Annotated in this window: 15 protein-coding genes; 10 read left to right on the plus strand and 5 right to left on the minus strand. The window is 72.2% G+C overall.

The genetic code is table 11. The annotated features are described in order from the left end of the window. Positions 1-68 precede the first annotated feature (68 nt). The 3 genes from ACIQRL_RS15710 (at position 69) to ACIQRL_RS15720 (ending at position 3097) form a co-directional block, all read left to right on the plus strand. Positions 69-617 (plus strand): Clp protease N-terminal domain-containing protein, encoded by a 549-nt coding sequence (locus ACIQRL_RS15710; protein WP_401331775.1) that lies wholly within the window; start codon positions 69-71, stop codon positions 615-617. 270 nt (positions 618-887) lie between these two features. Then, positions 888-1898 (plus strand): EamA family transporter, encoded by a 1011-nt coding sequence (locus ACIQRL_RS15715; protein WP_401331776.1) that lies wholly within the window; start codon positions 888-890, stop codon positions 1896-1898. Between the two features lie 212 nt (positions 1899-2110). Then, positions 2111-3097, plus strand: coding sequence for a DMT family transporter (locus ACIQRL_RS15720; protein ID WP_401331777.1), 987 nt, complete (start codon positions 2111-2113; stop codon positions 3095-3097). A gap of 244 nt (positions 3098-3341) precedes the next feature. Here ACIQRL_RS15720 and ACIQRL_RS15725 read toward each other — a convergent pair whose 3' ends face one another. Next, complete coding sequence (locus ACIQRL_RS15725) at positions 3342-4031, minus strand: pyridoxamine 5'-phosphate oxidase family protein (RefSeq protein WP_401331778.1); 690 nt, start codon at positions 4029-4031, stop codon at positions 3342-3344. A gap of 35 nt (positions 4032-4066) precedes the next feature. On the opposite strand from ACIQRL_RS15725, the gene ACIQRL_RS15730 reads away from it, so the two are divergent. Next, the gene (locus tag ACIQRL_RS15730) at positions 4067-5398 is read left to right on the plus strand and encodes an aminotransferase class I/II-fold pyridoxal phosphate-dependent enzyme (protein ID WP_401331779.1); all 1332 of its coding nucleotides are present in this window, start codon (positions 4067-4069) and stop codon (positions 5396-5398) included. Positions 5399-5698: 300 nt separating this feature from the next. On the opposite strand, the gene ACIQRL_RS15735 is transcribed toward ACIQRL_RS15730, so the two are convergent. Further along, complete coding sequence (locus ACIQRL_RS15735; RefSeq protein ID WP_401331780.1) at positions 5699-6634, minus strand: DMT family transporter; 936 nt, start codon at positions 6632-6634, stop codon at positions 5699-5701. A 75-nt stretch (positions 6635-6709) separates the two neighbouring features. Between ACIQRL_RS15735 and ACIQRL_RS15740 the strand changes: the two genes are divergently transcribed. Next, positions 6710-7612 carry a LysR family transcriptional regulator gene (locus ACIQRL_RS15740; protein ID WP_401331781.1) on the plus strand — a complete coding sequence of 301 codons (903 nt, stop codon included), beginning with the start codon at positions 6710-6712 and terminating at the stop codon, positions 7610-7612. Positions 7613-7640: 28 nt separating this feature from the next. Here the strand turns inward: ACIQRL_RS15740 and ACIQRL_RS15745 are convergent, their stop codons facing one another. Further along, positions 7641-8108 carry a pyridoxamine 5'-phosphate oxidase family protein gene (locus tag ACIQRL_RS15745; RefSeq protein WP_261704113.1) on the minus strand — a complete coding sequence of 156 codons (468 nt, stop codon included), beginning with the start codon at positions 8106-8108 and terminating at the stop codon, positions 7641-7643. A gap of 117 nt (positions 8109-8225) precedes the next feature. Between ACIQRL_RS15745 and ACIQRL_RS15750 the strand changes: the two genes are divergently transcribed. Further along, positions 8226-8864, plus strand: a complete 639-nt coding sequence (locus ACIQRL_RS15750) for a cysteine hydrolase (protein ID WP_401331782.1) — start codon at positions 8226-8228, stop codon at positions 8862-8864. A 53-nt stretch (positions 8865-8917) separates the two neighbouring features. On the opposite strand, the gene ACIQRL_RS15755 is transcribed toward ACIQRL_RS15750, so the two are convergent. Then, complete coding sequence (locus tag ACIQRL_RS15755) at positions 8918-9400, minus strand: Rieske (2Fe-2S) protein (protein WP_401331783.1); 483 nt, start codon at positions 9398-9400, stop codon at positions 8918-8920. A gap of 320 nt (positions 9401-9720) precedes the next feature. Further along, a complete protein-coding gene (locus ACIQRL_RS15760) occupies positions 9721-10632 on the minus strand; it encodes an SDR family oxidoreductase (protein ID WP_401332385.1) in 912 nt (303 codons plus the stop codon). 320 nt (positions 10633-10952) lie between these two features. Between ACIQRL_RS15760 and ACIQRL_RS15765 the strand changes: the two genes are divergently transcribed. The 4 genes from ACIQRL_RS15765 (at position 10953) to ACIQRL_RS15780 (ending at position 21159) form a co-directional block, all read left to right on the plus strand. Then, on the plus strand, positions 10953-11504 hold the full coding sequence (locus ACIQRL_RS15765; protein WP_401331784.1) for an EF-hand domain-containing protein: 552 nt from the start codon (positions 10953-10955) through the stop codon (positions 11502-11504). Between the two features lie 336 nt (positions 11505-11840). Then, positions 11841-12665: a methyltransferase domain-containing protein gene (locus ACIQRL_RS15770; RefSeq protein WP_401331785.1), complete on the plus strand. Its 825-nt coding sequence runs from the start codon at positions 11841-11843 to the stop codon at positions 12663-12665. 26 nt (positions 12666-12691) lie between these two features. Continuing rightward, positions 12692-13954, plus strand: coding sequence for a cytochrome P450 (locus ACIQRL_RS15775; RefSeq protein ID WP_401331786.1), 1263 nt, complete (start codon positions 12692-12694; stop codon positions 13952-13954). Further along, the gene (locus ACIQRL_RS15780; protein WP_401331787.1) at positions 13951-21159 is read left to right on the plus strand and encodes an amino acid adenylation domain-containing protein; all 7209 of its coding nucleotides are present in this window, start codon (positions 13951-13953) and stop codon (positions 21157-21159) included. Before ACIQRL_RS15775 ends, ACIQRL_RS15780 begins: the two co-directional genes overlap by 4 nt. Position 21160: the final 1 nt, after the last annotated feature.

A 21160-nucleotide genomic window follows, 5' to 3' on the forward strand; every position in this document is an offset into this window, starting at 1 on the left:
TGTGTCGGACCTGAAGATGCTGCCCGCCGTGGATGACCCGGCGCCGCGAGGCTGATGGGGTAGGGGTTGTGCCATCCCGTATCCCCCGGCAGTCCGCCGCCGCGAGCGGCCCGAACCACCCCGGCACCGATGCCGGACTCAGCGAGGAGCTGGCCTCGGTGGTCTCCGGCGCGCGCAGAAGAGCGCTGCGTGACGGGGACCGGCAGATCGACACGGCCCATCTGTTGCACTCCCTGCTCGAGTCCGACCCGGAGGTGCGCGCGGTCTTCGGCGCCGGGCCGCAGATCGCCCGGCTGCTCGGCTACCTCGTGCAGCGCAGCATCGGCTACGGACTCCGCTGGCAGAGCGCCGTCGAGAACTCCGGCGCAGGGCCGATGGGGGCCGGCGGGAACTGGTCCCCGGTGGCGGCCGGTGCCATGGAGGAGGCGTACGAGCGTGCCGTGCTGCGGGGCGACGAGCGGGCCCGTGGTCTCGACCTGCTGGCGGCGCTCCTCACCGATCCCCGGTCGCGGGCCCTCGAGGTCCTCGGGCACGCCGGGGTCGAGCTCCGGCCGCTGCTGGAGCGGATCGAGCGCGGCCACGAGGAGTGCGTGAGCGGCGGCGACGCGTGCTGCTGAGATTCCGGAGGCGTCCTGGAGTCCGGGAGCCCTGGAGTAAGCGCGCGAGAGCAGAGCGGGCGCGCGGGGAAAGGGGGAGCGCGGGAACCCGGAAGCCCGCGTCCTGTCAGCCGTGCCTATCGGTCGGCCCGCGTTCTGTCAGGCGTGCCTATCGGTCGGCCCGCGTTCTGTCGTGCGGGCCGGCCGGTCGTCGTCGCGACCGGGTGCCGGAGTCCAGTCGCTGAGACAGGTGTCATCGGGGGTGACGGTCATGTCGTCGCCTGTCATCATGTGCCCGTGCATACGTCTATGGGGAATCAGGCCAACCACGGAAGAGGCGTCGGCCTGACCCTGGCGCTCGTGTCGGCTGTCGCCTTCGGTGGTTCGGGTGTCGCGGCCAAGCCGCTGATCGAGGCAGGGCTCGACCCGCTCCACGTGGTGTGGCTGCGGGTCGCGGGCGCCGCCCTCGTCATGCTGCCGCTCGCCGTGCGGCACCGGGCGCTGGTGAAGCGCCGCCCCGCGCTGCTCGCCGGTTTCGGACTGCTCGGTGTGGCCGGTGTCCAGGCCTTCTACTTCGCCGCGATATCCCGCATCCCCGTCGGCGTCGCCCTCCTCGTGGAGTACCTCGCTCCCGCGCTGGTGCTCGGCTGGGTGCGCTTCGTGCAGCGGCGGCCCGTCACGCGGGCCGCCGCGCTCGGAGTCGTTCTCGCGGCGGGCGGACTCGCCTGCGTGGTCGAGGTGTGGTCGGGGCTTGGCTTCGATGTGGTCGGACTCCTGCTCGCGCTGGGCGCCGCCTGCTGTCAGGTCGGCTACTTCGTCCTGTCCGACCAGGGCAGCGACGCGGGCGACGAGGCACCCGACCCGCTGGGCGTGATCGCGTACGGGCTGCTCGTCGGCACCCTCGTCCTGACGGCGGTCGCCCGCCCCTGGACCATGGACTGGTCGGTCCTCGGAGGCAGCGCGGACATGGACGGGACGTCCGTGCCCGCCTCGCTGCTCCTCGGCTGGATCGTGCTCGTCGCCACCGTCGTCGCCTACGTCACCGGAGTGCTCTCGGTGCGCAGGCTCTCCCCGCAGGTCGCGGGCGTCGTGGCCTGTCTCGAAGCGGTGATCGCCACCGTCCTGGCCTGGGTGCTGCTGGGCGAACATCTCTCGGCTCCGCAGATCGTCGGCGGCGCGGTGGTCCTGCTCGGTGCGTTCATCGCGCAGTCGTCGGCCCCGGCGAAGCCCTCGCAGGGGCCGGTCGCGAGCGGGCCGGGCGACGCCGAAAGGGAGTTGTCGACCCACGGAACGGCCGTCTAGGGTGCGGATCATGCCTGCGACGCTCGTTCTTCCGCCTCCGGCCGCCTGAGGCGGGCGTACCGGAACACCGGCCCGGCCACGCGCCGGGCGGAACGGCGCTGCCCGCAGAAGAAGTCCGAGGACCTTTCCGTACGCCCCTGCCCCCGTGGCACGGGCTGCGACGCGGTCCCTTCCTGAACTTCTGAACTTCTGCGGATCTGCGGAGAGAACACGTGTCGAACACCGCTGTCGGCCTGCCCGTCGGGCGAGGCCTGCTCTATCTGATCGTCGCCGGCGCCGCCTGGGGCACCGCGGGCGCCGCCGCGTCACTGGTCTACCGGGCCAGTGACATGGGACCCATCGCCCTCTCCTTCTGGCGCTGCGCGGGCGGACTCGCCCTGCTGCTCGCCGTACGCCTGCGCCCTCGTCCACGCCTTCGCCCCGACGGGCGCGCCCGCCGCCCCGCCGTGCGGGAGCCCCTCGGCCGCAAAGCGCTGCGGATCGGTCTGACCGGCCTCGGGCTGGCCGTCTTCCAGACCGCCTACTTCGCCGCCGTCGAGGCGACCGGCCTCGCGGTGGCGACCGTCGTGACTCTGGGCGCCGGGCCCGTCCTCATCGCACTCGGTGCGCGGCTGACCATGGGGGAGCGGATCGGCCGGGGCGGGAGTGCCGCTGCCGTCGGGGCGCTGACCGGTCTCGGCGTCCTGGTCCTGGGAGGCGAGGGTGCCACCGTGCGGCCCTGGGGTGTCGTGCTCGCGGTCCTCTCCGCGACCGGATACTCGGCGATGACGCTGCTCACCCGGTGGTGGGGGCGCGACGGCCGCGTCGACGGTTCCGGCACGACGGTGTGGACGTTCGCCGTCACCACCGTCTGCCTGCTGCCGTTCGGGCTCGCCGAGGGGCTGATCCCGCATGCCGCCCAGCCGGCTCATGTGCTGGCCCTGCTGGCGTACATCGCCGCCGTCCCCACGGCGCTGGCCTACGCCCTGTTCTTCGCCGGCGCCGCCGTCGTCCGCTCGGCGACCGTGTCCGTGATCATGCTCCTGGAGCCGGTGAGCGCGGCCGTCCTCGCCGTCGGCCTGCTCGGCGAGCGGCTCACCCTGCCGACGCTCGCCGGCACCCTGCTGATGCTCGGCTCGGTCGCCGGACTCGCGGTCGCCGAGGCGCGGGCCGTGGGGGCCGAACGGCGCGCGGTCCCGGAGGAGGCGCTTCTCGTGTGAGGCCCGAGACGGGCGGCGGCGCCGGGGCGCGGCCCACGAGGGCGGTGGCGCCTGTTTGACGAAGGACCAGCACCGGTCCGGCACGGGAGGGCCGGTGCCCCTCCGGGGCGCCCGGTCGCCGGTCGCGCGGGTCCGCCTGGGCCGGGTGCGGGCCGCGCACAAGACCGTGCGGGCCCGCACCCGGCTCATCCGTCCGCGTCCCGGCCCACGTCCTGGATGAGGCCCTGGACGACGCCGGGCGCGCTCACGGCGCCGTCAGGTAGCCGGGCAGTTCGATCTCCGGGGCCAGGTCGTCCGCCGGGACCGGGGTGCCGTATCCCTTGGTCAGCGGGAGGATGCCGGTCCAGTACGGGAGGCCGAGATCCTCGGGCTCGTCGTTCGGGCCGCCGCCGCGCACCTTCGCGGAGACCTCGTCCAGATCCAGGCTGATCACGGCGGTGGCCGCGAGTTCCTTGGCGTTGGCGGGGCGGGAGTCGGCCGAGCGGCCCGGCACCACGTGGTCGACCAGCGCGTCCAGCGCCAGGCGCCTCTCGTCGGGATCCGTCACCTGGTGGGCGATGCCGTGCACGACCACGGAGCGGTAGTTGATCGAGTGGTGGAAGGCCGAGCGGGCCAGCACCAGCCCGTCGACGTGGGTCACGGTCAGGCAGACGGCCAGCCCGGGATCGGCCTGGCCGGTCATCCGCAGCGGGCGCGAACCCGTCGAGCCGTGCACGTAGAGCCGCTCGCCGACCCGTGCGTACAGCGTGGGCAGGACGACCGGCGCTCCGTCGCGGACGAAGCCGAGGTGGCCGACGTACCCCTCGTCGAGTATCGCGTGCACCAGCTCGTGGTCGTACGCGGCGCGTTCCTTGGCGCGGGTGGGAACCGTGCGGTCGGTCGGGGTGTAGGCAGCGGACCCCGTTGTCCTCGGCTGGGTGCTCGTCTCCGGCATTGCCTTCTCCATTGCACTAGTGCATAATCTCTTTTGTGCTAGGAGAGTATCGGATCGAGGGGCGTCGCGCAGCCGACATCGCCGCCAGTGTCGAGCGGGCGGTAGGGTCGGGGGATCTGGAGCCGGGTCAACTGCTGCCGCCCATGCGGGAGTTGGCGGAGGAGCTCGGGGTCAACGCGAATACGGTCGCGGCCGCCTACCGCACGCTGCGCGACCGGGGGGTCATCGAGACCGCCGGTCGGCGTGGCAGCCGGGTGCGCCCGAAGCCGGCCACCACGGGGCGTGAGTACCTTCGCGTCGAGGTATCGGAGGGCGTCCGGGACGTCGGCGAGGGCAATCCCGATCCCGCTCTGCTGCCCGCCCTCGCCGGGGCCTTCGCGGCGGCGGCCCGGCAGTCCGACCGGCATCCCGTGCAGTACGGCGAGGACGCCGTCGAACCGGAGCTGGAGCGCCTCGCCCGGGCCGGCCTCGACGCGGACGGAGTGCCCGAGGGGCCCGTCGTCGTCACCTCCGGATCGCTCGACGCCATCGAGCGCGTCCTGACGGCCCATCTCAGGCCCGGCGACGCGGTGGCCGTCGAGGACCCCGGCTGGGGCAGCCTGTTCGATCTCGTCCCCGCGCTCGGGCTGCGTACGGTCGGCGTCGGTGTCGACGACGAGGGTCCGCTTCCCGCGGACGTACGCAGCGCGCTGGCCGCCGGCGCGCGGGCCCTGATCGTCACCGACCGGGCGCAGAACCCCACCGGCGCCGCCGTCACCGCCCGCCGTGCGCGTGACCTGCGTTCCGTGCTCCGGGACTACCCAGGGACCCTGCTCATCGAGGACGACCACGGCCACCAGATCGTCGACCTGCCCCTGCATCCCCTCGCCGGGGTCACGCAGAGCTGGGCCTTCGTGCGTTCCGTCGCCAAGGCGTACGGGCCCGATCTCCGGCTCGCCGTGCTCACCGGCGACCCCGTCACCGTCGACCGTGTGCACGGTCGGCAGCGGCTCGGGCCCGGCTGGGTGAGCCGCCTGCTCCAGAAGGCCGTGGTCCACCTGTGGACCTCCGGCGCGGTCGACGCGGGGGCCGTGGCCGCCGCGTACGCGGCGCGTCGCGACGGCCTGATCGACGCCCTGAAGGCGCGTGGGGTCGAGGCGCACGGGCGCAGCGGGATGAACGTCTGGATCCCCGTCCCGGACGAGACCGGCGCCGTCTCCCGGCTACTGCACTCCGGCTGGGCGGTCGCGCCCGGCGCCCGCTTCCGGTCGAGTGCTCCGCCGGGCATCCGGATCACCGTCTCGACGCTTCGGCCCGAGGACACCGAGCCGCTCGCGGACGCCGTGGCGTCCGCCGTGGGGCCGGCGCCCGCCCGCCGATACGTCTGAGGCGCCCGCCGGAGCCCGTACGACGGGGAGTCGCGGAGCCCTCGCGACGGGTGGCGTGGGGACCGCGCGAGGGGTGGCGTGCGGGCCTGGCACCTGGGGTCGCGGGGGACCGGACTGCGGGTTTCGTGGGAGGGCCGGGACGACGGGTGGCGTGGGGCCCGTATGACGGGAGTCGCGGAGCCCGCGCGACGGTGGCGTGCGGGCCTGGGCCAGGTGTCGCGGGGACCGGAGCGCGGGTCTCGTGGGAGGGGCGGGACCTCGCGTGGCGCGGAGGGCCGGGACGACGGGTGGTGTGAGGGGTCAGTGGCGTGGCTTCGCCTGGGTGAGGGCCGCGCCCGCGAGGACGATCACCGCGCCGACCGGCGTCGACCAGGCCAGGGACTCGCCGAGGATCGCGACACCGGCGGCGGTGGCGATGACCGGGATGAAGTACGTGACCATCTGGGCCGTCGTCGGGCCGACCTCGGCGACGATGCCGTACTGGACGAGCATGGCCAGACCGGTGCCGAGCGCCCCCAGGGCGGCGATCGCGAGCAGCGGCACCCATGCGACACGGTCCGGCAGCGTCGTGAACAGCGGGGTGACGAAGGCCAGTTGGACGGTGGCCAGGAGCAGTTGCGCGCCGGTCATCGACAGATGCGAGGCGCCGGTGCCGGCCAGGGTCCGGCGGACGTAGATCCAGCCGACCGGGTAGCTCAGCGAGGCCAGCAGGGCCATGGTCGTGCCCGTGGCGTCCAGGCCGTGGAAGCCCTGCCAGACACCGAGGACCGTCAGCACGCCGAGGAAACCGAGGCCGAGGCCGGCCACTCTGCGCCGGGTCGGCCGGTCCTCGGACAGGGCCACCAGGGAGAGAGCCATGCCCCACAGGGGTGAGGTCGCGTTGCAGATGCCCGCGAGCGTCGAGGGGATGGTGAGCTCGGAGTAGGCGAAGAGGGAGAACGGCAGCGCGTTCAGCAGGAAGGCCGCGACCGCGAGGTGTCCCCACGTCCGCGCGCCGCGCGGCAGCCGCTCCCGCTTCACCGCCATCGCCGCCGCGAGCACCGCGGTCCCGAACAGCAGCCGCCCGAAGGTGACCTGGAACGGCGCGTAGCCCTCCGTGCCGACCTTGATGAGCAGAAAGCTGAAGCCCCAGATCAGCGAGAGGACGCCGAAGCGGATCCGCCAGTCGAGGGCGGTGCGGCGGCGGGGTGCGACGCCGGTCGGCGTGACGGGGCGTGGGGAGGCGACGGTGCTCATGGGGTCAACCATGCGGCAGAACAATCTCGTAGCACAAGCGAGAATACTCAAGCGATATCTCGTAGCATTGCTTACATGTTGAACCTGGAGCGACTGCGCACCCTCGACGCCCTGGCACGGCACGGCTCGGTGAGCGGCGCGGCCGAGGGGCTGCACGTGACCACCTCCGCCGTCTCCCAGCAGATGTCGAAGCTGGAGCGCGAGGTGGGACAGCAACTGCTCGCCAAGAACGGCCGGGGAGTGCGGCTGACCGACGCCGGGCGGCTCCTCGCCGATCACGCGGCGCGCATCCTCTCCCAGGTCGAGCTCGCACAGTCCGACCTGGAGGCCCAGCGCGGTCAGGTGGTCGGTGAGCTGCGGATGTCCGCGTTCCCGACCGCGGCGCGCGGACTGTTCCCGGCGGCGCTCGCCGAACTGCGCACCGACCACCCCGGCCTGCGGGTGCGCTCCAGTGAGCTGGAACCGGAGGCCGGGGTCGCGGGTGTGGTGCGCGGGGACCTGGACCTGGCCGTCGTGCTCGACTGGTACAACAAGCCGATGCCGCTGCCCGACGGCCTGGTGAAGGCGTCGATCCTCGAGGACCCTGCCGATGTGGCGATGCCGGCCGGCCATCGGCTCGCGGGCCGCGAGGAGGTGGACCTCGGGGACTTCGCCGACGACGAGTGGATCACCTGGGGCGAGGGCGAGTTCTGCCACGAGTGGCTGATGCTCACGCTGCGCTCCCAGGGCGTCGAACCGCGCATCGGGCACCGCGCCGGGGAGACGCACACCCAGCTCGGACTCGTCGCCGCCGGGCTCGGTGTGTGCGTGGCCCCGCTCCTCGGGCGCCGGCCGATGCCCGAGGGAGTCGTCACGGTGCCGGTCCGTCAGCGGGTGCGCCGCCATGTCTACGTCGTGTGGCGGGCCGACGCCGACCGCCGGCCGTCGATCAGGGCGGCGGTGGACGCCTTGCGCAGGGCCGGTGAGGCCGTCGAGTAGCGGCGGAGAAGGATGATCCGAACGGGCCCTACAGGGGAGGCAGTTTGCGGAAGTCCCACGAGGCGATCGCGTCCGGTGTCAGCCGCATCCAGGCGTGCCGGCCGTCGTGCGGCATCTCCTCCAGGCCGAAGTTCTTGCGGGCGAACAGCGTCTCCGGGACGTCGAGTTCGGCGCACAGTTCCCCGGTGCGCGGGAACTCGCCGACGAATTCCACCGTGCCGGACAGCTCGACGCCCCGCAACTCCCCGTACTCCTCACCGGAGTCGATCACCACCGCGACCCGCGGGTCGTTCCGCAACTGCACCCAGCGCTTGCTGCGCACCACCGAGTACAACCACAGCGAGGTGCCGTCCCAGGTGAACCAGAGCGCACTCACATGCGGGACTCCGTCCTTCGAGACGGAGGCGACGCGGCAGGTGCGCTGGGTGGTGAGGAACTCGTCCAGTTCACCGGGAGTCATCATGATCTTCCGGCCTCTGCGCTGTGTGACGGCCATACGGTCCCCTCTTCTTCTGGAATCCTGACGCTCCGTCAGGAAAGCATGAGGCGTCTTCCGTCCTCACGCAATGGTCGTTACCCTCGCCCGTCCCGACCCGCGACGACAAGGAGAGCCATGCCGTCGTTCGAACAACTCAGTGAACTCCTCGACCCCATCGGCACGGTACTGCTCACCGTGGAGTGCCAACAGGGTGTCGTGGGCCCGGACAGCGCGCTCCCCGAACTCGCCAGGGAGGCGCGGTCGTCCGGAGCGCTCACCCATGTCGCCCGGCTGGTCGACGCCGCGCACGAGAGCGGGGTGCAGGTGATCCACGCGGTCGCCGAGCGCCGCCCGGACGGCCGTGGCGCGAACCGCAACGCCCGGCTGTTCCGTGCGGCCGAGCGGCTGCCGGTGCAGCAGCTGACCGGCACGACGGCGGTGCGGATCGCGCCGCCCATCGAAGTCGCCGAGGAGGACTTCGTCGTACGCCGGCTGCACGGTCTGTCGCCGATCGCGGGCACCGACGTCGACCCGCTGCTGCGCAACCTGGGCTGCCGCACCCTCGTCGTGACCGGAGTCTCGGCCAACATCGCCATCCCCAACGCCGTGTTCGACGCGGTGAACCGCGGCTACACCGTCGTCGTGCCGGCGGACGCCATCGCGGGGGTGCCCTCCGAGTACACCCCCGCGATGGTCCGCAACACGCTGGCGCTGGTCGCCACGATCACGACCACCGACGACGTGCTCGCCTGCTTCAAGCGACGACGCCGCTGACGCTGACCTTCCGAGAGGCCGGCCGTCAGCGGTCACCGGTTGGCGGCCTGCGGTCAGGCGAGCTTGATCGAGTCCCCGTCGACGGTGATGTTCGCGGCGGCCAGCGCGCTCGTCGCCGGCCCCTTCTTCACGCTGCCGTCGGTGGCGGAGAACTGGCTGCCGTGGCAGGGACAGGTGATGACACCGTTCGCGATGCCCTTGACCGCACAGCCCTGGTGGGTGCACTTGGACGAGAAGGCCTTGAACGTGCCCGCCGCCGGCTGGGTCACCACGACACCCTGGTCGGCGAAGACCTTGCCGCCGCCCTCCGGGATGTCGCTGGTCTTGGCGAGTTCCGTACCGCCCGCGTTCCCGGCCGCGCCGGTGCCGCCGCCCGAGGTCCCGCCGCTCGTTCCGTTGCCGGAGCCCACGGTGTTGGAGGCCTTGTCGTCCGCCCCGCACGCGGTCAGCGCGACGGCGAGTCCTGCCGCGCCGACCGCCGCCACGACGGTGCGCCGGGCCGGTGCCTGTGCGGGGTGAAGCGATTCGCTGGTCATGCTGGCCTTCCCTTCAGCGGACATGATCTGGATCTGTTCAGAGGTACGGTCCGGCCGTGCGTGCCGTTCAGGGAATGGCGACTTCTTGACCTGATCGACAGCGGGCCGACAGGGGGCTGACAGCGGGACCGCCGCGAGCACGACCCGTCCCGGCCACGGCTCCGCGCCGCCGCTCCGGCCGTCGCCCCCCGGTTGCGGTCGCCGGGCGGGGCGACCCCAGTAACCTGGGGCGATGCTCCAGGAGGTGAGCGATGCGGGTCCCCGTCGTCGGGGAGCGACAGGCCGCCGCCCGCTCGTCGCACGTTCCGTGAACAGCGTGCTCAGTTCCTGAGGTTCGTCCATACGGAGGTGCCGCCGAAGACGCGGTCCAGCGCACGGTCGGGCAGCAGCCTGGACAGTACGCGGCTGCCGGTCGCGTCCCGGCCGACGGTGTAGCGGGTCCTCGGCCGCGCCGCGACCAGCGCCCGGAAGATCGCCCGGGCGACGTCGTCCGGGGTTGTGCGGCTGCTCCGGGCGGAGGTCTCGTTGGCTTCCATGAAGCCGAGGAACGAGTCCCGGTAGAGCTCCTGGACCGCCTGCGGGGCGCTGTCCAGCGCCCGGTTGCCCGTATCGGACATCTTGCCCCACAGCGGGGTCAGGACGGCCCCCGGCTGGATCACCACGACCGGGATGCGCTGCGGAGCGAGCTCGCGGCGGAGTGTGTCGCTGAGTGCCTCCTTGGCGAACTGGGAGGCGGCATAGGCTCCGAGGTAGGGAAGAGCGACGTTCCCAAGGCCCGAGGACACGTTGACGATCCGGCCGGCGCCGGCCCGCAGCAGCGGCAGGAAGCCCTGGATCACCTGCACCTGACCGATCACATTGATGTCGAGCTGTCTGCGCATCAGCTCGGCCGGTACGCACTCCAGCGGAGCCGTGACCGCGATGCCCGCGTTGTTGACCAGCCCCCGGAGCCCGGCCTCGCCGGTCAGCGCGGAAACCTCGTGCACGGCCGTCTGGACCGACTTCTCGTCCGTCACATCGATGATCACCGGGGTCAGCCGGCCGGTGGCGGCCCTGCGCAGCCGTTCTCCGTCCTCGGGCCGGCGCACCCCGGCGAGGGCGTGGAAACCGACCCGGGACAGGTGAAGTGCGCAAGCTTCCCCCAGGCCGGAAGAGGCCCCGGTGATCAGTACGAACCGGCCTGCGGGTGGCGTCGGACCCGACGATTTCAACACGTGTTCACTCCAGTTCAGGACGTGGACGCGGACAGGACCGTGTCCGGCGATCCGCAGGCGAGCCACTCCGCCCACCTGCCGTGACGGCCGCGGGCCACACAGTCGGCTTCCGTTTTGTCCGGCCGTGGCCGGTATCGGCCGTCCCACAGTAGAGGCGGTCCGCTCTCGACGAGCCGCCTCGGCGCGCGTGTCGAGCGGTGCGGGACGCACGCCTCGAAAGGATGCGGATCAGTCGAAGGGATGAAAAGACCGGGGCGGGCGGTCGTCGGCAGGTGCGCTCCGTCGCAGGTCAAGGAATGGTTTCCCGTGACACCCCCCACACCTCCCGAGGAGGACGCATGACTGCCGCTGTGCAGGACGTCATCACCACCAAGCTCGAACGCACCTTCGACACCATGGATGCCAACAACGACGGCTACCTGGACTGGACGGACTACCAGAAGCTCGCCGACCGCTACATCCAGGCGTACAAGCTCGACAAGAACGACCGCCGGGCCAGGGCTCTCCAGACCTTCTGCCAGATCTACTGGCTGGAGCTGCTGCGGCACGCGGGGGTGGACGGGGACCGGCTCACGAAGGACCAGTTCGTCATCGCCAACCGCCTCGCGGTGATCGACACCAGCCGGCTCAACGTCACCGAGGGCGGCGGCCACGCGATCTTCGACGTCATCGATGTCGACGGCGACAACGAGATCAGCAAGGCCGAGTTCGCCCGCTTCCTGCGGGACGTGTGGAAGAGCGAAGCACCCGACGCGATGGACATGTTCACCAAACTGGACACCGACGGGGACGGCTCGATCTCGCGCTACGAGTTCATCCGCGCCGTCCGTGAGCACTTCCTCTCGAACGACCCGGACGCACCGGGCAGCCTGTTCTTCGGGCGTGTCTGACCGGTTCGGGTATGTCTGACCGGCTCCGGGTGAGCTGATCCCGCGACCGCACTCCGAAGTGCCCCTGCCCGACCGGCGGCGGCACCCGGAGTGCGGTTGCGGCTCTTGTCCAGGCCCACCCGTTCACGGCTGCCCGGACACGCGCCCGTTCCGGCACGTGGGTGATGACCGCGCCGCCGAAGAGGTGAAGCCGAGGGTCGTCCACCCCGTGCGACGCGCCTTGTTTGTCATGATCGACTCGTTTACCACCCGTAGCACCCCAAGTCCGGTCGTACAGGTCGGCGGACCCCGTCCGCGGCCCCGGCCGGCGACTCGACGAACCGTGAAAGGCCACCGATGCTCACGCAGCACCGTCACACGTCCGGTGAAGTGGGAACCTTCTACGACCGCCACACAGATGTGTACGACCGTGCGCTCGGCGGCAACATCCACGTCGGCTACTGGGACGACGCGGTGGACGACAGTTCGATGCAGGTGGCGACCGACCGGCTGACGGACCTTGTCGCGGAACGTCTCGCCCCGGCCGAGGGCCAGCACCTGCTCGACGTGGGATGCGGCCACGGGAGCACCGCGGCGCGCATCATCGCCCACCATGCCGTGCACATCACCGGGATCAGCGTCAGCGACTACCAGGTGGACGTGGCCAACAGCCGCCCCCAGCCGCCGGACCTTCCCGGGCAGGCCACGTTCCGGCTGGCCGACGCCATGGAGAACCCTTTCGCGGACGAGACGTTCGACGGCGCGTACGCCATCGAGTCCCTGATGCACATGAAGGACAGGGCGGCGGCGCTCGGACACATCGCACGGGTCCTGCGCCCCGGTGGACGGCTGGTCATCGCCGAACACGGTCTGGAAGGCGAGCTCAGCGGTCCGGACGCGGCCCGCATGGCCGACGCGTACGCGTACTTCAAGTTCTCGCTGAGCGACGACAGGTACGGCGAACTGCTGCGGAAGGCCGGACTGGAGGTGGTGGACCACACCGACATCACCGAGAACGTCCGGCGCTGCTACGACAGCATGGTCCGCGGCTGGCGGGACGCCGCACGCGATTCCGACGGCGAGGCGGCGTCCTACTGGCAGACAGCCGCCGACCTGGGCGAATGGTTCTTCTGCGAGGTTCCGCAGCTCCGTTACGGACTCCTGACCGCTGTTCGCTCCTGAGTACCGACTCCTGCCGTCGAGGTGCCATGTCCTCCCTGCCCACCCGGGACCGCTGCCCCTACCGCATGGACGGCAGCGCCGCGGACGTCCATGGCGAAGCCGCGGCCCTGCGTGCTCTGGGGCCTGCGGCCCGGGTCGAACTGCCCGGTGGCGTAATGGCATGGTCGGTGACCGACCCGGCCCTGGTCCGCCGGCTGCTGATCGACTCCCGGGTCTCCAAGGACGCCCACCGGCACTGGCCCGCGTTCGTCGACGGTGACCTCCCCGCCGACTGGCCGCTGCGGATCTGGGTCGACATCCGTACCGTCCAGACCGCCTACGGGCCCGACCACAGCCGGTTGCGCCAGCCCTTGGTTCCCGCGTTCACCGCCCGCCGCGTACGGGCACTCGTCCCGTGGATCGAGAAGACCGCCGTCGCGCTGCTGGACGACCTCGCCGAGGCGGCTGCCGCCGCCCCCGACCGGGTCGTGGACCTGCGGACGCACTTCGCCTCGCGCCTGCCGTGGCGGACCGTCACCACGCTGGTCGGCCTGCCGGAGGCCATGCACGACAGGTTCCAGGCCGTCAACGACACGGTCTTCACCACGGACCTGAGCGCGGAGCGGGCCGAGGCCACCGCGACCGAGGCCGCGCGCCTCCTAGCGGACCTGATCGTGCTCAAGACCGAGCACCCCGGCGACGACATCGCCAGCGCTCTGGTCGCCGCACACCGCGAGGGCCTGATGGACGAGCGGGAGGTGGCCGACAACATCTGGATGGTGCTCGGCGCCGGCTACGGGACCACGGCGAACCTCCTCGACCACGCCGTGGTCAACCTGCTCACGCATCCGGACCAGTTGGACCTCGTCCTGTCGGGCCGGGCCGGCTGGGACCAGGTCGTGGAGGAGACCCTGCGGCACCAGGCCCCGGTGGCCAACTTCATGATGCGCTTCCCCACCGAGGACATCCACGACGAGCCGACCGGGCTGATGTTCGCGCGGGGCGACGCCCTCGTCGTCAACTACGCCGCGGTCGGCCGCGACCCGGGGGTGCACGGCCCGGACGCCGATCTCTTCGACATCACCCGTGCCACCGGCCGCGAGCACCTGGCTTTCAGCCACGGCCCCACCTACTGCCTGGGGGCCGAGCTCGCCCGTCTCGAAGGCCGTGTCGCGCTGTCGGCGCTCTTCTCCCGGTTCCCCGCCCTCGAACTCGCCGTGGGACGCGACTGTCTGACTCCGTTCCCATCCCTCATTTTCAACGGGCACCGGGAGATCCCGGTGCGGCTCGAAGGAAACCCCCACAGTTGAGCACCCATCACCAAGCGCCGCACCAGCTGACGGCCTACCAGCAGGACGTGTGGGCTGTCGGCTCCCAGGCGCCGGAATCACCGCAGTTCAACTGCGTTCTCCACGAGCGGCTGCACGGCGTCGTCGACCCTCACCGGCTCGCCGCCCTCGCGGAGCGGGTGCTGCACCGCCATGAGACGTTCCGGCTGCGGTTCGCCCACGACGCCGGCACTCCCTCTCAACGGGTGGTGCCGGAGCGGGTGCCGGTCGTCGTGGTCGACCTCTCCCAGGAGCCCGAGCCGGACACCGCCTGTGCCGAGTGGATGCGCAGGTCGCTGGCCGACGCCCTGCCGCTCGGCGGCGGCCCCCTGGTCGAAGCCACCCTCCTGCTGGAGGGCCCGGACGTCACGCATCTGCACATCAAGGCACACCACATCGTCGCCGACGGCTGGACGCTCGACCGGCTGAGTCACGAGATCCTCCAGGAGTACGCCCGGGAGCCGCACGGCGATCCGCGGAGTGCCCCGGAAACGTCCTCCTATCTGGCGTTCGTCCAAGAGGACGCCGCCTACCGTTCGGGGCGGGACGGCGACCGCGACCGTGCCTTCTACCGGGAGTACCTCCTGGGCGTGACGCCCGCGCTTTTCGCCCGTACGACGGGCAGCGGCCCGCGTGAACGCGGTCGCCACTCCTTCGTGATCGACGGTGCTCTCGTCGACCGGGTCCGCGCCGCGGGCTACTGGCCCTTCACCTACGTCGCGGCCATGCTCGGCACCTACCTGACGCGGCTGCACAGGAGCGAGGAGGTGGTCCTCGGTGTCCCCTTCCTCAACCGTCCGACGGAGCGGCACCGGGACGTTCTCGGCCAGTTCGCCAACACCCTGCCCCTGCGGGTCGCGGCGCCCGGCGGGCTGACCGTCCGTGAACTGCTCGACGGGGTCCAGGGCGGGACCCGCGTCCTGCGGCGTCATGAGCGGCTCTCGCTCGGCGACATCCTGCGTGAGGCGCCCGCGGCGGCGCGGGGTCCGCGGCAGCTCTTCGACGTGACGCTCTCCTACCTGAACTGGTCCCGGCCGAAGACTCCGGGAATCGTGCGGCAGGGCACCCTGATGGCTCCCTCGCACGACCGGGACGCACTGGGCGTTCTGGTGTCCGCCTTCGACGACACGACCGACCTCCGCGTCGACCTGGACCACGCCCGGGACGTCTTCGACGGGGACCTTCCGATCACCTCCGTGGCGAGCCACCTCACGACGCTCCTGGAGCGTGGGCTGGACCTGTTGGACCGGCCACTGTCCGAGGTGCCCATGCTGTCGCCGGCCGAACACCGGGACCTCACCGCCGGGCGTGCCCACGGCCGGCGCGTGCCCTTCGCGGAACGGGCCACCCTGCACGGGTTGTTCGAGCAGCAGGCCGCCCGCCGGCCCGACCGTACGGCGGTGGTCGCGGCGTCCGGGGAGACACTGACCTACGCCGAACTCGACGAACAGGCCAACCGTGTCGCGCGGGCCCTGCGTGCGGAGGGCATCGGCCCGGACGATCGTGTCGCGGTGATGATGGAGCGGGGGCCGCGGGTGCCGGTCGCGCTGCTCGGCATCCTGAAGTCCGGCGGCGCCTACGTGCCGGTGGACCCCGGCTACCCGGCCGAGCGGGTGGACTTCCTGCTGCGCGACAGCCGGGCCAAAGTGGTGATCGTCGACGACGACGCTCCCGCCGGTCCGCACGCGGACGCGACGGTGCGACGCGTCGGCGACCTGCTGACCGGCGGCGGCGCCCCGGTCGAACCGCTCGCCGGCTCCCGCGACCTCGCCTACGTCATCTACACCTCCGGTTCGACCGGGCGGCCCAAGGGCGTCATGGTGGAGCACCGCAGCGTGGTCAACCGCCTCGCGTGGATGCAGCATCGCTACCCGCTCGGCGAAGGGGACGTCCTCCTCCAGAAGACACCGGTCTCCTTCGACGTCTCGGTGTGGGAGCTGTTCTGGTGGGCGGCCGAGGGGGCGACCCTGGCCCTGCTGCCGCCCGGCGGCCAGCGGGACCCGCGTGAGGTGCTGCGGGCGATCCGCGAGCACCGGGTCACCGCTGTGCACTTCGTTCCCTCGATGCTCGGCCCGTTCCTCGACCTGCTGGAGGAGTCGGCGACGGCACGCGAGGTCCTCGGCACCCTGCGGTACGTCTTCTGCAGCGGTGAGGCCCTGCCGGCCCCGCGGGTCGAGCAGTTCAACCGCCTGGCCCAGCGGTATCGGCGGGAGAGCGGCGCCGAGCGGTCGGCACGGCTCGTGAACCTGTACGGCCCGACCGAGGCGACGGTGGACGTCTCCTTCCACGACTGCCCGGACGATCCCGTCGATCCCGCCCACGGCATCGCGCGGGTGCCCATCGGCCGGCCGATCGACAACACCAGGCTGTACGTGCTGGGCGCCGACGACCTGCCGCAACCCGCCGGGGTCGCCGGCGAACTGTGCATCGGCGGAGTCGCCGTCGCCCGTGGGTATCTCGACCGTCCGGAGCTGACCGCCGAGAGGTTCGGCGGCGACCCGTTCGTACCGGGCGGCCGCCTCTACCGCAGCGGGGACCTGGCCCGGTGGCTCGCGGACGGCACCCTGGAGTACCTCGGACGGATCGACGACCAGGTCAAGATCCGGGGCAACCGCGTCGAGCCCGACGAGGTGGCCGCCGTGCTGCGCGCGGTCCCCGGGGTGAGGGACGCCATCGTGGTGGGCCGTACCGCCCCCGACCGGGGAACCGTCCTGGCCGGCTACTACGTCGCCGACGCCCGGATCGACACCGCGCTGCTGCGCGAGCGGCTCGGGCGGACCCTGCCGGCGTTCATGGTCCCGGCCTCCTTCACCCGGATCGACGGCATTCCGCTGTCTCCCAACGGCAAGGCCGACCGCGACGCGCTTCCCGCACCGCACGACACCCCCGAGGCCACCGGAGACGGGCAACCGCGCAGTCGTACCGAGGCGGTCCTCGCCGAGGTCTGGGCCGACGTCCTGGGCCATGACGCCGTGGGGGTGCACGACGACTACTTCGCCCTCGGCGGAGACTCGATCACCATGCTCAGGGTGCGCGCCGGGGCGGAGGCCCGCGGCCTGCGTTTCTCGCTCACCGACCTCCTGCGGAACCCGACGGTGGCCGGCCTCGCCCGATGCGCCGAGGAGTGCGACACGGCCGGGACCGAGAGCGTCCCGGCGCCGTTCGCCCTCGTGGCCGACCTGGACCGGGCCCGGCTGCGGGACGCCGAGGACGCCTACCCGCTGACCCGGCTCCAACTCGGCCTGCTCTACCACAGCCGCAGGCACGAGAGCTCGGCCAGGTACCGGGACGTCTTCCGCTACACCCTGGAAATGCCGTGGAACGAGGCGGAGTTCCGGCACGCATTCGACCGGCTGACGGCACGGCACCCGGTGCTGCGGTCGGCCTTCGACCTGGCCGGCGCCGAACCGCTCCAGGTCGTCCGCCCCCGGGTACGGGGCGGTCTGGAGATCGCCGACCTGCGCGCGCTCGACAGCGCGGCGGCCGAGGCCGAGGTCGGCGCGCACATCGAGGCCCGCCGCCGTCACCCCTACGTGTTCGACCGGCCGCCGTTGTACCTGTTCCGCGCCCATGTACGGCCCGCCGCCGTCGACCTGGTCCTCAGCTTCCACCACGCGCTGCTCGACGGCGGCAGCGTCGCCACCCTGCTCCGGGAACTGCTCCAGGACTACGCCCACGGCCTCGGCCTGGACATCGGCCCCGTCGAGGACACGGCGCCGCCCTCACCGGCGGCCCACGTACGGCTGGAGCAGGACGCCCTGCGCTCGGAGGCGGCACGGCGCTACTGGCGCGGGAAGCTGGCCGGCTGCGGACCCGTACCGATCGAGTCGTTCTCGCCCCACCTGCCCGAGGCCGGCCACCAGCCGGCCTCCCGGCGGGTCGACCTGCCCGGAGAGCTGGTAGAGCGGGTGCGGCACTTCGCGGCCGAACACGCCCTGCCGGTGAAGTCCGTGCTCTTCGCGGCGCACACGCTGACCCTGGCCACGCTCGCCGGCACCCGTGACGTCACCACCGGTCTGATCACCCACGGCCGGCCCGAACTGGCCGGGGCGGAGCGCACCGCCGGGCTCTTCCTGAACACCGTGCCCGTACGGCTGGACACAGCGCGGGACACCTGGCTGGAGGTGGCACGCGAAGGCCTCCGCCAGGAGCGGGAAGGCCATCCTCACCGCCGCTACCCGTTGAGCGCCGTCCTGGAGGACCACGGCGGGCCCGTCCTCGACACGGCCTTCAACTACGTGCACTTCCACCAGCTCTCCCCGGTCCTCGGCCTGCCCGGTCTGGGCCTCAGGGAGTTCCGCACCTGGGAGGAGAACGACTTCCGTCTCCTGGTGAACGCGGTCACCGAACCGGACCGCACCGGCATGTGGCTGCGGGTCGACTGCGACGGCGCGACGTTCTCGGCCGCCCAGGGCGACCTCTTCGCGACCGGCTACCTGCGCAGCCTGCGCCGCATGGTGGAACAGCCGCACAGCAGGCCGGACCTCGCCTTCCTCGCCCCCCGGCCCGTCCTCGCCTCCCCCGACCGGCACCCGACGGTCGTGACACGCTTCGCCGAACAGGCCGCGCGCACTCCGGACGCGACCGCGGTGGTGATGGGCGAGGAGCGGTGGAGCTACGCCCGGCTGGCCGAGGCCGCCGAGAACGTGGCCGGGCGGCTGTACGCGCTCGGGGCCCCGGCGAACGCCCGGATCGGGATCGCCATGAACCGGTCCCCGCTGACCATGGCGGTGCTCCTGGGTGTCCTGCGAGCGGGCTGCGCGGTCGTCCCGATGGACGTCGGCTACCCTGCCGCCCGGCTGGCCACGATGGTGGAGCAGGCCCGGCCCTTCCGCGTCGTGGCCGAGGCCCCGTACGCCCACCTCGCCGGTGATCCGACGCTGCTCCTGCCCGCCGAATCGGTGGCCGAGCCCGAGCCCGCGCCCGCGCCGTCAGGCCGGGCGCGGGGCGGCACGGACCCGGAGAGCACCGCGTACGTCCTTTTCACCTCGGGTTCCACCGGGACCCCCAAGGGCGTCGCCATGCCGCACCGCACCCTGGCCGCCCTCGTGGCCTGGCAGGCCGGGGCGCCCAGCGCGGCCGTGGGCGGTGTCACTCTCCAGTACGCACCGCTGAGTTTCGACATCTCCTTCCAGGAGATCTTCTCCACGCTGAGCTTCGGCGGCACCCTGTGCCTGGCCGGCGACGCCGAGCGCCGTGACATGCCGGCGCTGCTGCGCCTGCTCGACCGCGAGCGCGTCGAGCAGGTCTTCCTCCCCCCGGTGGCCCTGCAACAACTGGCCGAAGCCGCCGGTACGTTGGGCATCACCCCGCGGACCCTGCGGGTGATGATCACCTGCGGCGAGCAGTTGCGCGTCACACCGGAGATCCGCAAGCTGTGCGCCGGGCTTCCGGGAGCCGTCCTGGAGAACCAGTACGGTCCGACCGAGACCCACGTGGTCACCGCGTTCACCATGACCGGTGACCCCGCCGCCTTCCCCGCACTGCCGCCGATCGGCGTCGCCGTCGACGGGGCCGAGGTGCACGTCCTGGACAAACGGATGCGTCCGGTGCCGACCGGGGTGAGGGGAGACGTCTATCTGGGCGGCGGCTGCCTGGCCGACGGCTACGAGGGCCGCCCGGACCTGACGAAGGAGCGCTTCCTCCCGCACCCCTTCGCGGGCGGGGAGCACCGGCTCTACTACACCGGCGACGTCGGCATGGTGCTCCCCGGCGGAGACGTCGTCTTCCTCGGACGCGACGACGCGCAGGTCAAGGTGCGGGGCTTCCGTGTGGAGCCGGGCGAGGTGGAACTGGCCGTCACCGGCCTCGCGGCGCGGTACCCGGGACTGCGTGACGCCGCGGTGGTGGCCCGGCGGCGGACGGACGGCGAGACCTTCCTCGCGGCCTTCCTCCTCGGCGAAGGCACGGACGAGGATGTGGCCGACATCCGTGAGCGGCTGCGCGCCACCCTGCCCGACTACATGGTCCCCGCGCACCTGCAATGGGTCTCCCGGTGGCCGCTGACCCCCAGCGGCAAGCGTGACGACGCCGCACTGCGCAGCGCCCCGCTGACCGTCCCCGGCCGCGCTCCCGCCGCCGCGCCGCGCGACGCCTACGAACAAGCACTGACCGAGATGCTGGCGGACGTGCTGTGCCTGGACACGGTGGGAGCGCACGACAGTCTCTTCGACCTCGGAGGCACCTCCCTGGCCGCGATGCGGCTGGTGGTCCGCATCGAACAGCGCTACCGGGTGTACATCCCTCTCTCCGAGTTCATCGCCACACCCACCCCCGCGGGACTCGCGGCACGGCTGCGCGACGGCGGAGCGAGAGCGGTGTTCGATCCCCTGGTGCCGATCCGTCCGCAGGGCACCCGCCCACCGCTGTTCCTGGTCCACCCGATGGGCGGCAACGTGCTGTGCTACGTCGCCTTCGCCCGGCATCTCCCGGACGACCGGCCGCTGTACGCGCTCCAGGCCGCCGGAGCGGACCCCGGCACCACTCCTCTCCCCAGTGTGGAGGACCTGGCGGACAGCTACCTCACCGCGTTGCGGACGGTCCAGCCGCACGGCCCCTACACCATCGGCGGATGGTCCTTCGGCGGCTTCGTGGCCTTCGAGATCGCCCGTCGGCTGCGGGCCGCGGGCGAGCGGGCCGCCCTGTTCGTGCTGGACACCACGGCCCTGGAACAGGGACCGCGCGCCGCGCACGACGACGACGGCCTGCTGGAGTGGTTCGCCCACGAACTGCTCTGGCCCCGGCTCGGCGGCACGTCACCGGCACGGATCATTCCCGACGGACTCGTTTCGCCGGAGGAGAGGTTCGCGTTCATCGCGCGCGTCGCGGGCGAGCGGGGCGTCCTGCCGGCCGGCAGCTCCGGGGCCGTCGTCCGCCGTCTGTTCGGCGTCTACAGGGCCAACTGGCAGGCGACCCTGGACTACCGACCCCCGCGCGAGCATCAGGACCTCACCCTGATCCGCGCCATGGAGCCGTTGCCCGCCGTCCTGTCCGGTCTGCACGACGCCGCCCGGACCCGGCACCAGGACCCCTGCAACGGCTGGAGCGCGATGACCGATGGACGGATCCGGATCGTCGGCGTCCCCGGCGACCACCTGACGATCATGGAAGAGCCGCACGTGGCACACCTGGCCGCCACCGTCGCGGAGCTGATGGACGACCCCGCCCGAACCGGCCCGGAGAGCTGAC

This window comes from Streptomyces sp. NPDC091209 (genome assembly GCF_044757755.1).
Classification (GTDB): Bacteria; Actinomycetota; Actinomycetes; order Streptomycetales; family Streptomycetaceae; genus Streptomyces.